13 protein-coding genes are annotated in these 14,060 nt (G+C 61.4%); 4 read left to right on the plus strand and 9 right to left on the minus strand.

The window, feature by feature from the left end:
- Positions 1-2: 2 nt before the first annotated feature.
- Positions 3-491 (plus strand): pyridoxamine 5'-phosphate oxidase family protein, encoded by a 489-nt coding sequence (locus HMI57_RS15895; protein ID WP_171586987.1) that lies wholly within the window; start codon positions 3-5, stop codon positions 489-491.
- Here the strand turns inward: HMI57_RS15895 and HMI57_RS15900 are convergent.
- The 3 genes from HMI57_RS15900 to HMI57_RS15910 form a co-directional block, all read right to left on the minus strand.
- Positions 478-822: a hypothetical protein gene (locus HMI57_RS15900; protein ID WP_171586988.1), complete on the minus strand. Its 345-nt coding sequence runs from the start codon at positions 820-822 to the stop codon at positions 478-480. The genes HMI57_RS15895 and HMI57_RS15900 overlap by 14 nt on opposite strands.
- Positions 815-1,705, minus strand: coding sequence for a LysR family transcriptional regulator (locus tag HMI57_RS15905; RefSeq protein ID WP_171586989.1), 891 nt, complete (start codon positions 1,703-1,705; stop codon positions 815-817). Before HMI57_RS15905 ends, HMI57_RS15900 begins: the two co-directional genes overlap by 8 nt.
- A gap of 107 nt (positions 1,706-1,812) precedes the next feature.
- On the minus strand, positions 1,813-3,441 hold the full coding sequence (locus tag HMI57_RS15910) for a DASS family sodium-coupled anion symporter (protein WP_171586990.1): 1,629 nt from the start codon (positions 3,439-3,441) through the stop codon (positions 1,813-1,815).
- A gap of 265 nt (positions 3,442-3,706) precedes the next feature.
- On the opposite strand from HMI57_RS15910, the gene HMI57_RS15915 reads away from it, so the two are divergent.
- Positions 3,707-4,804, plus strand: a complete 1,098-nt coding sequence (locus HMI57_RS15915) for a tartrate dehydrogenase (protein ID WP_171586991.1) — start codon at positions 3,707-3,709, stop codon at positions 4,802-4,804.
- Between the two features lie 14 nt (positions 4,805-4,818).
- Here the strand turns inward: HMI57_RS15915 and HMI57_RS15920 are convergent, their stop codons facing one another.
- A complete protein-coding gene (locus HMI57_RS15920) occupies positions 4,819-5,355 on the minus strand; it encodes a hypothetical protein (protein WP_171586992.1) in 537 nt (178 codons plus the stop codon).
- Positions 5,356-5,523: 168 nt separating this feature from the next.
- Here HMI57_RS15920 and HMI57_RS15925 point away from each other — a divergent pair, with 168 nt between their 5' ends.
- Both HMI57_RS15925 and HMI57_RS15930 read left to right on the plus strand, forming a co-directional pair.
- Entirely contained in the window at positions 5,524-7,371 is a 1,848-nt protein-coding gene (locus tag HMI57_RS15925) for an HNH endonuclease signature motif containing protein (RefSeq protein WP_171586993.1), read from the plus strand.
- A gap of 296 nt (positions 7,372-7,667) precedes the next feature.
- Positions 7,668-8,351: a DNA alkylation repair protein gene (locus HMI57_RS15930; RefSeq protein WP_171586994.1), complete on the plus strand. Its 684-nt coding sequence runs from the start codon at positions 7,668-7,670 to the stop codon at positions 8,349-8,351.
- Positions 8,352-8,420: 69 nt separating this feature from the next.
- Here the strand turns inward: HMI57_RS15930 and nrdF are convergent, their stop codons facing one another.
- The 5 genes from nrdF to HMI57_RS15955 form a co-directional block, all read right to left on the minus strand.
- A complete protein-coding gene (gene nrdF, locus HMI57_RS15935; RefSeq protein WP_019482488.1) occupies positions 8,421-9,395 on the minus strand; it encodes a class 1b ribonucleoside-diphosphate reductase subunit beta in 975 nt (324 codons plus the stop codon).
- Positions 9,396-9,486: 91 nt separating this feature from the next.
- The gene (nrdE, locus tag HMI57_RS15940) at positions 9,487-11,586 is read right to left on the minus strand and encodes a class 1b ribonucleoside-diphosphate reductase subunit alpha (RefSeq protein ID WP_171587014.1); all 2,100 of its coding nucleotides are present in this window, start codon (positions 11,584-11,586) and stop codon (positions 9,487-9,489) included.
- 68 nt (positions 11,587-11,654) lie between these two features.
- Positions 11,655-12,128 carry a class Ib ribonucleoside-diphosphate reductase assembly flavoprotein NrdI gene (nrdI, locus tag HMI57_RS15945; RefSeq protein WP_171586995.1) on the minus strand — a complete coding sequence of 158 codons (474 nt, stop codon included), beginning with the start codon at positions 12,126-12,128 and terminating at the stop codon, positions 11,655-11,657.
- Positions 12,129-12,153: 25 nt separating this feature from the next.
- The gene (nrdH, locus tag HMI57_RS15950) at positions 12,154-12,408 is read right to left on the minus strand and encodes a glutaredoxin-like protein NrdH (protein WP_171586996.1); all 255 of its coding nucleotides are present in this window, start codon (positions 12,406-12,408) and stop codon (positions 12,154-12,156) included.
- A gap of 363 nt (positions 12,409-12,771) precedes the next feature.
- Complete coding sequence (locus tag HMI57_RS15955) at positions 12,772-14,046, minus strand: cyclopropane-fatty-acyl-phospholipid synthase family protein (RefSeq protein WP_216607604.1); 1,275 nt, start codon at positions 14,044-14,046, stop codon at positions 12,772-12,774.
- Between the last annotated feature and the right edge of the window lie 14 nt (positions 14,047-14,060).

The following is a 14,060-nucleotide window of genomic DNA, read 5'->3' on the forward strand; positions in this document are numbered from 1 at the left end:
TCATGGCTTCCGACGACGCCGTTCCCCAGAAATCCTCACTGTCCGCCGATGAGTGCTGGCAGCTCTTGCGTGCTGGCTCCTACGGCCGTCTCGCCGTCTGGGTCAACGATCATCCCGAGATCTTTCCGGTGAACTACAGGATCGATCGCGGTCTGCTGGTGTTCCGGACCGGTCATGGCACCAAGCTGGCTACAGCACTGGGCAGGGTGGTTGCCTTTGAAACGGACGGAACCGAAAGCAACGGCAGCGTCGCGTGGAGTGTCGTGGTCAAAGGCCACGCGAACCGGTTGGATCGAACACCCGAGATCATGGATTCGGTGGGCAGGCTGCTTGTCCCGTGGGATGCCGGGACGAAGGACCACTTCATCGGTATCACGCCGGAAACCCTTAGTGGGCGGCGGTTCACCATCGCCGCGCCGTTGTCCTGGGGTGGTCAGCTGGACGACGCTACCCGGGCGGGGCTGGAGTACGGTTCGCCTAGGACGACCTGAGGTTTCTCAGATGTGCCCAGATAGCCACGCCAATCAGGGGCACGTGGATTGCTGGCAGATTGTGCGCAAACCAACGCGGCAGGTAGATGTCGGTCACCGATCCGGTAGGGTCGCCCAGACGTTGGGCCAGCGGAGTCAACGGGCACGTGAAACCGTTGCCAGCAAAGATAAGAACCTCGCCACCAACCACTGCTGCGGCAATCCCTGCACGTCGGTCGGTCTTGCCAGCGAGGCCCGAGTAGAGCACGTACACCACGCAGGCTTCAATGGAGAACCAAGCGAGGGTGTGGAAGGCCTTGACAGCCCTCAACGCCAGCCGGTTCTCATCCATGGGCGGCATGCTGCTTGGCGACGGCGAGAAAGGAGACAGCCGCCGGCGTCAGGTTCGCCTCCCGGCTGAGGAGTGCGACGTCGAGCCTGAACACCGGTTCAATCAGCAGGGTACGCAACCCGGAGCGGTTAGCCAGCGCCGCCCAGGACGAGGGCATCACGGCATGGCCCACCCCACCGAGAACCAGCGGGAGAATCGAGGTGCGGTGGGCAACCTCCACCACTATTTCCGTCTCGACGCCGTGGGCCAGTGCGTCGTCGACCAGCCAGCGCATCAGGGATCCACGCTGACTGGCGATGAGCCGGTGGCCGCCGAGATCCTCCCGCTGAATCCTGTCCGCATCGCCAAAGGTGTCCGCCAACGGGTTAACGATCAGGATGAGGGGCTGGTGCTCCAGCTCCAGCACATCGACCCCGGGCACCCGGATGGCGCCATGTGATCCCGCCAGGCCCAGTTCCGAGGTTCCGTTGCGGATTGACTCGATGACCTCCTCGGGGGTGAAGGCTGCCTCGACGTTGAGCCGGACCGAGGGGTGCAGTTCGGTGAAGCTGGTGATCATTGAGGTGAGGGGCTCGATACCTGGTGACGGCATGGTGATGATGTCCAATTGACCGCTCTGCAACCCGCGCAACGCGTGGACGGCTGATTCGGCCGCCTCGAGGTCGCGCATCACCTGACGGGCCGGCCCCACAAGGGTTTTCCCTGCCTCGCTCAGTACCGCCCGCCGGCCGATCCGGTGGAACAGCGGCACACCCAGATCGCGTTCCAGACCCGCAATGGTTTGCGACAGCGACGGTTGCGCGATCAACAGTTCCTCAGCGGCGCGGTTGAAGCCATTGCAGTCGACGACGGCGAGGAAGTACTTCAGCTTCCTCGTGTCCATGCAGTCTCCTCGACGTCGTGCGCGAATAGGCGGCCGGTCAGTGGGTGGCCCCTATACCCACCCTAGGCAGCCGACCGGCCCCACGGTACCCCCATCGCCCTGCAGACCTACCCCCCAACGCCGGTGATTCCGACCATCACCGGAACGATGCTGATGATCAGGATCGCTCCCAGCACATCGAAGACGAAGCCGGTGCGAACCATCCGCGTGATGGGCACGGTCCCTGATCCGTACACGATCGCGTTCTGCGGAGTGGACACCGGCAGCATGAACCCGAACGACGCGGCGAAGGTAGCCGCCAGCGCCGGAATGAACGGGTCCACGCCGATGGCGACACAGAGCGGAATGACGATCGGAACGACGACGGCGGCTGAGGCCGTGTTGCTGGTGGTCTCCGAGATCAAGATGGCAAGGATGGCAGAGAAGGCGGTGATCGCAATGACGTTGGTGACACCGAGGTTCTCGGCCGCTGAGTTTCCGATGGTTTCGGCGAGACCTGTGGCTGAAAGGAGCGCACCGAAGATGATGCCGGTCCCGAAGAGAATGATCGTCCCCCAGTCGATCTTTGCTGCATCGGTCCAGGTCATCGTCGCTTTGCGTTCCTTCCAGTTGGTGGGGAGGATGAACAGCAGCGACGCTCCGATAACCGCGACAATTCCCTCATCGAGCCGCTCATCGAGGAAGAGGTAGACCTCCGAGTCAGGCCCGGCGAACAGGCTCGCAAACGCCGGAAGGAGCCACAGGGTAACTGTCAGGGCGAAGGCGACCAGGGTGTTGATTTCGGCACGCGACATCTTCCCCTGAGCGGCCTTCTGCTCGTGAATGAACTCGCCCACACCTTCAATCTCGCGGATTTCCGGCTTGTTCAGCAGGAACATGGTCAGGGCGAGGACTACGAACATTGCGGCGCAGAGTGGAGCGACGGTAGCGGTCCACTGAACGAACGAGATGCGCACGCCCGTGGCTTCCTCGATCAGCCCCCGGCCGATGAGGTTGGGTGGGGAACCAACCGGAGTGAGGAGACCGCCGACGCTGGCGCCGTAGGCGAGCATCAACATGAGCGCTGCACCCACCCGCAGCCTCAGCGGATCGAAGGTGGCTTTGACGACCCCGCGGTCCTGCATCAGCTGCCCGATCACGGCAAGGATGCCGAGCGCGGTCGGCATCAGCATGGCCACCGTTGCGGTGTTGGAGACGAACGCCGACAGGATGCAGGTAATCACGCCGAACGCAATGATGATCCGGTACGTCGACTTGGCCACACCCGGAACCGAGAGCACGGCGAAGGCCAGCCGTTGGGCTATGCCGTGTTTGAGCATTGCGGCGGCCAGGATGAACGCACCGATAAAGGTGAAGATGGTGGTCGAGCCGAACGGTGCCAGAACCTCGCTGGCTGGAGCTATTCCCAGCAGCACCACCGCGGCTACGCCCATCAAACCGCCGATCGGAATCGGCACCGGCTCACAAATCCACAGAATGATGACGCCGAGGAGCACAGCGGCCAGCAGCTGCTGTGTGCGATCCATTCCGGTCGGCAGCAGCGCGAAGATGATGGCGACCGCTGGGGCAAGGAAGAAGCCCAGCGTTTGCCGGGCCCGCTCAAATCTTTCCTCGCGGGGCGAGAGTTGCTGTTCGCTCAGGCTGCGAAAGGTTCGCCCGCCGAGGAGTGCAGCACGAACGTCGGTGCGTTGCGGCTGGCCGGCCGGGGAGGCGGGTGCCGGGGGATTTTCGGACATCTTCGTCCTTCCGTCGTAGGTTGGTCCCACAATGCACCGATCCGCTTAAGACCGTCTAAGACCAGTTCCCTACCGAACTAATAGGAAAAACCAATCTATTGGTTCTGCGATCTGCCGCCTCTGGAGTTGCGGCCATAGATAGGCGCAGCCTATGTGTCGTATCAGATCTGGGTCTTGGACGCAGCACATGATGTACCGCTCTACTGGAGGTAGGCAGCCTTCGTGACATACCCGTTCGCTGCACACCACTGCCTAGGAGACTTTGATGAGCGCCACCCAGACTTTCAGAATCGCTGCTATCCCAGCTGACGGCGTCGGGAAGGAAGTGGTGACAGCCGGACAACGTGTCCTCGATGCTCTGGCGGAGCACTCCTCGGGGCGGTTCGCTTTCGAGTGGACCGAGTTTCCCTGGGGCTGTGGCTATCACGCGGAAACCGGAAAGATGATGGCCGACGACGGCCTGGAAATCCTGCAGGATTTCGATGCAATCTACTTTGGGGCAGTGGGTTGGGACAATGTGCCCGACCACATCAGCCTGTGGGGCTTGCGGCTGAATATCACCCAGAACTTCGACCAGTGGGCGAATATCCGGCCCGTGCGGTTCCTGCCTGGAATCCAGTCGCCACTGCGGAAGGCCGACCACACCGAGCTGGATTGGGTGGTTGTCCGGGAAAACAGCGAGGGTGAATATGCCGGGCTCGGCGGGCGTAATCTCAGCGGCCGGGGCCCGGGAAACGAGATTGCCATTCAGTCCTCCCTGTTCACGGAGAAGGGCTGTGAGCGGATCATGCGGTTTGCGTTTGATCTGGCGCGAACCCGCACGGTGAAGAAGGTTTCAAGTGTCACCAAGTCGAATGCTCAGCAGTACGGGATGGTGCTGTGGGATGAAACGTTCAGGCGGGTGGCACTGGACTACCCGGATGTGCTGACCGAGAGCGTTCTGGTCGACGCGATGAGTGCGAAGTTCATTCTGCGCCCCGAGGAACTCTCAGTGGTGGTGGCCTCCAACCTGAATGCGGACATCCTTTCGGATCTGGGGTCGGCCCTCGCGGGTAGCCTGGGGCTGGCTGCAAGCGCGAATCTCAACCCGGAACGTCGCTTTCCCTCAATGTTTGAGCCGGTGCACGGTTCCGCTCCGGATATTGCGGGTGAGGGAATCAGCAACCCCATCGGGGCAATCGCCAGCGCCGCTTTGATGCTTGACCACTTTGGACTGAGCGAGGAAGCCCGGCAGGTGGAAGCAGCGATCGAGCAGACCACCGCGGCAGGGTTCCTGACGAGGGATGTCGGCGGTACAGCGACCACTGAGGAAGTCACCGAGGCGATTGTGAAGGCACTCGTCGGTTCCCTCGCCCCGCACTAGGAGGCTGCGCAGCGCTAGTGAACCGCGAGTTCGATCGTCAGGACTGCCAGGCCCAGTGCGGTCATGATTGCCAGAACCTTGAGCTTTGACCATCGGCTGACGTTGAGCCGCCGGACCGCAGCAAGGGTCACGACGACAAGCGTGACGATGAGCGAGATGGAGATCAGCCGAAGTGCAGGACCCAAATCGATGACCTGAAGGGCGCTCAGACCCAGAATCGCCAACGGCGTCGCGATCACCGAAAGCGAGCCGAAGCTGACGTGCATCAGATGACGCAACTCTCCACGCGTGGGTAGTGAACTTTCCCTGACCATGTGGGCGATAAGGTCGGCAACAAATACGGCCATCAACGTTCCGAGCACGGTGAGGAGAAGCGCGACGACGGCCCTGCCCACACTGAGGTGGACTGCGTCTCGTTCTGTCGCGATGACGACGGCAAGAGCCGTGAATGTGACGTACACGCGCTCCTTGAGTGCCTCGGACCTCTGGTGGGGTGTCGGGCTGTGGTCGGCTGTCGATGGGGCGCCGTTCTTGTGCGGCTCGGTGTTCACAGGTTGAGGGTACAGCTCGCCCTGTCCGACGTCCGGGATTCCTCCCTCTGGGTTGGCTTCTGATGATCGGATGCGCGAGCTCAACTCATTCGAATATCTGTTCGAGAGATTTGTCCACATAGCCTGTAAATCCGCAGGAATGTCGGTGCGGTTTGGGACAATAGAGGTATGGAAGGCAGTACAGCTCCATCACCGCAACGGACGGGAATCCCCTCCCGGGTGGCCGCCCCGCGCGGCGGTGCTGGTCCGGTAGGCGGGCCCGACGGCGGCGCCTCCACCTTTGCCTCTGCATCTGTCTCTGCATCTGTCGGGACTACTTCTCGGGCTGGTGCCGCTGCCTCGTCACCGGTCTCTGACTATGCGTCCTCGCCAGCCGGTGCTGCTCTCTTGGGGCCCCGGCCCGTTGGCCCCGATCGCAATCGCGGTGGCGGTGAATCTACCCCAGCTACCCGGTCCGGCAGTCCCAGTCGCAGTCGCGGCGAATCTCCCGCAGCTACCCTGTCCTTCCGTCGCAGTGAATCTTCCGTTCGGGAGCTGGCCGAAGCCCTCCACTCCCTGCGGCCAGCCGGTGATGCGGCGGGGCTGATTGATCAGTTGCGGGAACTCGAGGATCTGAAGTCCGCGATCGCGGGCGTCCAGGCGCGGATCACGGTGGCTGTCGACGTGGCCGAACGCCAGGCCCAGGCCGACGCCGGTGTTCCCGCTGGGGAGCAGGGCAAGGGTATAAGCGCGCAGATCGCGTTGGCCCGCCGTGAGTCCCCGTCCCGGGGTAGCCGGCTCCTCGGCCTCGCACGGGCTTTGGTCACGGAAATGCCCCACACGTTGGCGGCGTTGCATTGTGGCCAGTTGAATGAGTGGCGGGCGACCCTGTTGGTGAAGGAAACCGCGTGCCTGTCCGCTGAGGACCGGGCAGCGGTCGATGAGGAACTCGCCCCGGATACGGGGACGTTCGAGGGGCGTGGGGATAAGGCGATTGTCGCGGCGGTGAAGGCCGCCTCGTATCGGAGGGATCCCCGGTCGGTGGTGAACCGTGCCGCCCGGGCGGTGACGGAACGGTCCGTGAGTATCCGTCCCGCACCGGACACCATGGCCTACCTCACCGCCCTGCTCCCCGTGAAGGAAGCAGTTGGCACCTATGCTGCCCTGTCCCGTCACGCGGACACTACCCGGGCCGCTGGCGACCCGAGGTCTCGGGGTCAGGTGATGGCTGACACTCTGGTTGAACGTGTCACCGGGGTCCCCGGGGGCGTCAGCCGGGTCGAGTTGCAGCTCATCATGACCGACCGTGCCCTCTTCCAAGGCGACAGCGAACCCGCCCGGATTCCCGGCTACGGCATCGTCGGCTCCCACTGGGCACGCACCCTCCTCCAAACAGCGAAAACTACCGGCAGAACAACCGACGTGAGTACTAGCGATCCCGGGCCTGCCAGAACCGGCCAGGGCCCCACCGCCACAACTGACCCGGCCGTCGACCCAGCCACTGGATCCGCACCAGCTCCTCCCACCCCGACCGTCGTCGATCCGGCCGGGAACAGCGTCGACCCTGCACCCCATGCTTTCGATGTGTGGTTGCGTCGGCTTTATACTGCGCCGTCGACCGGGGAGTTGGTGGCGATGGATTCCAGCGCCCGGCTCTTCACCAGAGCTCAACGACGGTTCATCACCGCCCGCGACGACACCTGCCGGACTCCGTACTGTGATGCCCCGATCCGCCACTTCGACCACATCGTGCCCTGGCACCGTGGCGGACCCACCACGATCACCAACGGGGCAGGACTCTGCGAAGCGTGCAATCACACCAAAGAACACCCCGGCTGGACAGCCCAAACAGTCCCCGGATCAAGACCACAAACACGCCCCCGACACACCTTCAGCATCACCACGCCCACCGGTCACACCTACCACTCCACCGCACCACCCCTACCCGGCACCGGAGCTGGCGCCGCAGCTGGCACTGGAGCGACAATCGAGCGGGCACAGGTCAAAGGCCTCAAGCAGGTCAGGTCGCGACCCTAACCACCCAGGCAGGACAATCACCCAGCACGACTATCACCGTCGCGCGACCCTCACCGCGTCGCGACATCGCCGGATAAGGGAACGCAGCAGTCCCCACCACGGAGCGGCCTGAGCACGGTGCGGCCTGAACACTGAGCGGCCTAAATAGGGTGCGAGGGAACAGGAGGTGCGGCATGAGCACGACGCCGTCTGACCATCACCGGGCTAGTAGTCTTGGAAGCCAGACAACGGAACTTCGACTTATAGATGTGCAAACGTCCTCCCACTGAAACGTCCGCACTGACCAGGAGGATGCAATGACGGCAACCGCAACCGCGACCACTGCTGACGAAGTTCTTGCCGAACTCGCTGCGCTCGAAGACCCGAAGATCAAAGCGGTGAACGAACGCCATGGTGACGATCACGCGGTCAACCTTGGAAAGCTCCGGGCAGTCGCAAAGAAGCTCAAGACCCAGCAGGATCTTGCCCGCGACCTCTGGGCTACCGGTGACACGGCTGCTCGTCTGGTAGCTCTGCTGATCTGTCGGCCGAAGGCCTTCGAACGCGACGAACTCAATGCGATGCTCCGCGAAGCCCGCGCACCGAAGGTGCACGACTGGCTGGTGAACTACGTGGTCAAGAAGAGTCCTCACTCCGAAGACCTCCGGCTCGCCTGGTCAGCTGATCCTGACCCGGTCGTGGCAAGCGCAGGATGGGCCCTGACCTCGGAGCGAGTGATCAAAGAACCCGACACTCTGGACCTCCCAGGATTGCTCGATGTCATCGAAGCGCAAATGAAGGAAGCCCCCGACCGCCTGCAATGGGCCATGAATCAGTGTCTGGCCATGATCGGTATCGAACACTCCGCGTATCGTGCCCGCGCTCTCGCTATCGGTGAGCGCCTGGAGGTACTAAAGGACTATCCCACTCCCCCAAACTGCACCTCGCCCTTCGCGCCGAGCTGGATCAACGAGATGGTCAGCCGGCAAGTGAGCAAATGACAAATGGCCCCCGAACGCATCAGCGTTCGAGGGCCATTTGATCAGCTCATGAGTTAGAGAAAGAAGAGACTAGAAGTCCCAGTCGTCGTCCTCGGTGTTGACTGCCTTACCGATGACGTACGAGGAACCCGAACCCGAGAAGAAGTCGTGGTTCTCGTCGGCATTCGGTGACAGCGCCGACAGGATCGCAGGATTCACATCGGTGACCGATGCCGGGAACATGGCTTCGTAGCCCAGATTCATCAGCGCCTTGTTAGCGTTGTAGTGCAGGAACTTCTTGACGTCCTCAGCCAGGCCAACAGAGTCATAGAGATCGTGGGTGTACTGAACCTCGTTCTCGTACAGCTCGAACAAGAGCTCGAACGTGTAGTCCTTGATCTCCTGCTTCCGCTCAGCCGACTCTTTCTCAAGACCCTTCTGGAACTTGTAGCCGATGTAGTAGCCGTGAACGGCTTCATCGCGGATGATCAGACGGATCAGGTCAGCCGTGTTGGTCAGCTTCGCACGCGAAGACCAGTACATCGGGAGGTAGAACCCCGAGTAGAACAGGAAGCTCTCCAGCAGTGTCGACGCCACCTTGCGCTTCAGCGGATCGTCGCCACGGTAGTAGTTCATGACAATCTCAGCCTTGCGCTGCAGATTCTCATTCTCGGTCGACCAACGGAACGCCTCGTCAATCTCCTTGGTGGAAGCCAACGTGGAGAAGATCGATGAATAGCTCTTCGCGTGCACCGACTCCATGAACGCGATGTTCGTGTACACGGCCTCTTCGTGAGGAGTGATCGCATCAGGGATGAGGCTGACAGCACCAACGGTGCCCTGGATGGTGTCGAGCAGGGTCAGGCCGGTGAACACCCGCATGGTGAGCTGCTGCTCGTCAGGAGTCAGCGTCGCCCACGACTGGACGTCGTTCGACAGCGGGACCTTCTCAGGCAGCCAGAAGTTGTTGACCAGACGGTTCCAGACATCCACGTCCTTGTCGTCCTGGATGCGGTTCCAGTTGATTGCCTCAACGTGGCTAAGCAGCTTGACCTTCTCGGTCATGTCATCCCCTCAATGGTGGGTTGGTTCTTAGTTAAAGCGTACGACGACGGGCGAGCACCCGCCGTCGTACTGGTTGTTCTGAAGCAGCTGGTTACAGCATGCAGCTAACGCAACCGTCTACCTCGGTCCCTTCCAGCGCGAGCTGGCGAAGACGGATGTAGTAGATGGTCTTGATGCCCTTGCGCCAGGCGTAGATCTGAGCCTTGTTGATGTCACGAGTGGTGGCGGTGTCCTTGAAGAACAACGTCAACGACAGACCCTGATCCACGTGCTGCGTTGCCGCAGCATAGGTGTCAATGATCTTCTCGAAGCCCAGCTCGTACGCATCCTCGTAGTACTCGAGGTTGTCGTTCGTCAGGTAGGGAGCCGGGTAGTACACGCGGCCCAGCTTGCCTTCCTTGCGGATCTCGATCTTCGATGCCACCGGGTGAATCGACGACGTGGAGTTGTTGATGTAGCTGATCGATCCGGTCGGCGGCACAGCCTGCAGGTTCTGGTTGTAGATGCCGTGCTCCATGACCGAAGCCTTCAGTGCACTCCAGTCTTCCTGGGTAGGAATGTGGATGTGCTTGAACAGCTCAGCAACCTTCTCGGTCTGGGGAACCCATTCCTGGTTGGTGTACTTGTCGAAGAACTCGCCGGTGGCGTACTTGGACCTCTCGAACCCACCGAACGTGGTGCCCGTCTGGATCGCCAGCAGGTTGGATGCCCGCACTGCGTGATAGACCACCGAGTAGAAGTAGATGTTGGTGAAGTCCAGGCCCTCTTCGGAGCCGTAGTGGACCCGCTCCCGCGCCAGGTAACCGTGCAGGTTCATCTGACCCAGGCCAATGGCATGGCTCTGGTCGTTGCCACGGGCGATCGAAGGCACCGAGGTGATGTTGGACATGTCAGACACTGCCGACAGCGACCGGATGGCCGTTTCGATGGTCAGACCGAAGTCCGGCGAATCCATGGTCTTCGCGATGTTCAGCGAACCCAGGTTGCAGGAGATGTCCTTGCCAGTCTCGTCGTAGGACAGGTCATCGTGGTACGTGGTGGGCTGCGAAACCTGAAGGATCTCGGAGCACAGGTTCGACATGATGATCTTGCCGTCGATCGGGTTGGCCCGGTTCACGGTGTCCTCGAACATGATGTACGGGTAGCCCGACTCGAACTGGATCTCCGCTAGAGTCTGGAAGAAGTCGCGAGCCTTGATCTTGGTCTTCTTGATCCGGGCGTCGTCAACCATCTCGTAGTACTTCTCGGTGACCGAGACGTCGGAGAACGGCATGCCGTACACCTTCTCGACGTCGTAGGGCGAGAACAGGTACATGTCCTCATCCTTCTTGGCCAGCTCGAAGGTGATGTCCGGGATCACAACGCCGAGCGACAGGGTCTTGATCCGGATCTTCTCGTCGGCGTTCTCCCGCTTGGTGTCGAGGAAGCGGTAGATGTCCGGGTGGTGGGCGTGCAGGTACACAGCACCGGCACCCTGACGGGCACCGAGCTGGTTGGCGTAGGAGAAGCTGTCCTCGAGAAGCTTCATCACGGGGATCACGCCTGAGGACTGGTTCTCGATCTGCTTGATCGGCGCACCAACTTCGCGGATGTTGGTCAGCGCGAACGCCACTCCGCCGCCCCGCTTGGACAGCTGCAGCGCGGAGTTGATGGACCGGCCGATGGACTCCATGTTGTCTTCGATGCGAAGAAGGAAGCAGGAAACCAGTTCGCCACGCTGGCGCTTGCCGGCGTTGAGGAAGGTGGGGGTGGCCGGCTGGAAACGTCCCTCGATGATCTCGTCGACCATCTGGAGCGCGAGCTGCTGGTCGCCGCGGGCCAGGTGGAGTGCCACCATGCACACACGATCTTCGTAGCGCTCCAGGAAACGCTTGCCGTCGAATGTCTTCAGCGTGTAGGAGGTGTAGAACTTGAAGGCGCCCAGGAAGGTCTCGAAGCGGAACTTCTTGTTGTAGGCGCGCTTGTAGAGGTCGCGGATGAAGTTCATCGAGTACTGGTCGAGGGTTTCCCGCTCGTAGTACTCGTTCTTCACGAGGTAGTCGAGCTTCTCCTCGAGGTCGTGGAAGAACACGGTGTTGTTATTGACGTGCTGCAGGAAGTACTGGTGTGCAGCCTCGCGGTCGGCCTCGAACTGGATCTCTCCGTTGGGGCCGTACAGGTTCAGCATGGCGTTGAGCTCGTGATAGCCCATGCCATGGAAACGCTCTAGCTGAGGTGCGGCGGTGCCGCCTGCTCCCTTTGTCTCTGTCTCTGCAACAGTCATATCCAAAACGCTTCCAATCCTTGGGCTACTCGGTCAACGTCCTCGGACGTTCCCATTAATTCAAATCTGTAAAGAACCGGGACCCCACACTTGGCGGCAATGATGTCCGCCGCCAGGCAGTAGGTTTCCCCGAAGTTGGTGTTTCCTGCGCCAATCACGCCACGAATCAAGGATCGGTTTCCCTCGTCGTTGAGGAACTTGATTACCTGCTTGGGTACGGCGCCCCGCCCGGAGATCCCGCCGTACGTCGGCAGGACCAGCACAAACGGCTGCAGTGCTCTAAGTGTTGGGTCCCGGGTCAGCAGCGGCATCCGTGCCGACGCCGTCCCTGTGGCCTCATCCAGTTTCTGGACGAACCGGTGGGTGTTATCCGAGGACGAGGAGAAGTAGATGAGCCGGGCATCGGTCACCCCGCCCGGCTCGCTGTGAGCCGCTGCGGTGGGTGACGTGTGCACTGCTGTAAGGGTCATGATGAAGGACCCACATCCTGTCGAATCAGGCGACCGAGCTGACCGAGGCCTGGCTGAGTTCAGCCAGTTCGTTGATCTTGTCCGGACGGAAACCCGACCAGTGATCCTGCTCGGTAATGACTACCGGAGCCTGCATGTAGCCCAGTGCGCGGACACGCTCCAAAGCTGCTGGATCCTGTGAGATATCCACGCTCTGGTAGGTGATGCCCTTCTTGTCCAAGGCCCGGTACGTGGCGTTGCACTGTACGCATGCTGGCTTGGTATAAACCGTGACGGTCATAGTCCCTCTCCCCTTGTAATTCTTGGCTTGTCATCGACGCGTATTCAGGAATTGGCGGGCTGTGAACGAGGGACTTTCCGGTGGTTCTCCGGGGTGCGTCGCTTGTGCCCGCTATGCCAGCGGTTCGATATATAAATACTACATCTAGTGCAAACCTCTGGGTGCGACCCCAAGATGATGTATTACAAGTATGTCATTCATCGGGTGGTTCGTCCACAGATAATCCACAATCGGACCCCACGGAAATGCGCGGAAACCCGCTGATCCGTGGCCGTCGTCCACACCCCTGTGGAGTACTTGCGCACAGGCAAAATACTTCTGTGTCGTGAATCGTCGGCGTGTCGTCTATGCGCCGGAGGTTAACTACCCGAGGGGCTTCTGCGACAGGATCTGGTCCACGCCCATGCGTCCGTCGCGGAAGGTCATCGAGGCTCCCACCAGGTAGAGCCGCCAGACACGGGCAACTTCCTCGCCCATCATCCCTACAGCCTGATCCCAGTTGGTCTCGAACCGGTCGTGCCAGGCGTCGATGGTGCGCACATAGTGCTCCCGCATGGCTTCGACACCGCGGATCTCGAAGCCGGCGTTCTCGATCAGGTTGACGGTGTCGCCCACCGGCCTCATGTGCATGTCGGGCGCAATGAAGGACTCGATGAACGGGCCCCCTCCGGGGTTCTTGCCGTGCCGTGACATTTGCTGGATCAGCACCTTTCCGCCCGGCCGCACATTGCGGAACAGGGTCGCGGTGTAGGTTCCGTAGTTCTCCTGGCCAACGTGCTCACCCATTTCCAGCGATGCCACCGCATCGTAGGGTCCGTCATTGACGTCACGGTAGTCCTGGAGCCGGATTTCCACCCGGTCCTGCAGTCCGCGTTCCGCGATCCGCTGATCGATGAACGCTTTCTGTTCCTTGGAAATGGTGACCCCGGTGACCAAAGCCCCGAAGTGTTCGGCTGCGAACAGGCTTAGCGAGCCCCAGCCACAGCCGACGTCAAGGAACCGCTGCCCGGGCATCGTGTCGAGACCGATCTTGCGGCACACCTGGTCCAGCTTGTCCCGCTGTGCGTCCTCAAGCGTGTAGTCAGGATCATCGGAGAGCCAGTAGCCGCAGGAGTAGGCCATGTGGTCGTCGAGGATCAACTGGTAGAAGCTGTTGGACAGGTCGTAGTGGTGGCTGATGGCGTCCCGGTCGCGGAGCAGGCTGTGCAGCCTGCCCTTGATCTTCGCCTGCGACGCCGGAGCGGGCAGCGGAGGTCCAAAGACTCCCAGTTCGCGGGCCAGCTTCGTCAGCTGAAGGACCAGCGACGGGGTCAGCTTCGGCATGGTCAGGTCACGTGAGGCGACCACATTCCAGAGATGGGTGAGGGCGTCGTCGAGTGACCCGGGCACATCGATCTCCCCGGTCACGTACGCCTGCGCGGCACCCAACTCCCCCGGGCTCCACAGCAATCGGCGCAACGCGTTGGCGCTGTTGATCTGCACTTCGGGCTGACCAACTGGTCCGGCGGTGCTGCCGTCCCAGGCGCGCAGATGCACCGGCAGTTCGCCGCCCACTATCGGATCGAGGATCCGCGCGATCTTGCCGGCAATGTCCTGATCGATGCTGGCGGTCTGTCGTGTGGTTTCGGGGTGAGTCAAGGGAATGCTCCTGA

Source organism: Arthrobacter sp. 260 (genome assembly GCF_013116745.1).
Lineage (GTDB): Bacteria > Actinomycetota > Actinomycetes > Actinomycetales > Micrococcaceae > Arthrobacter_D.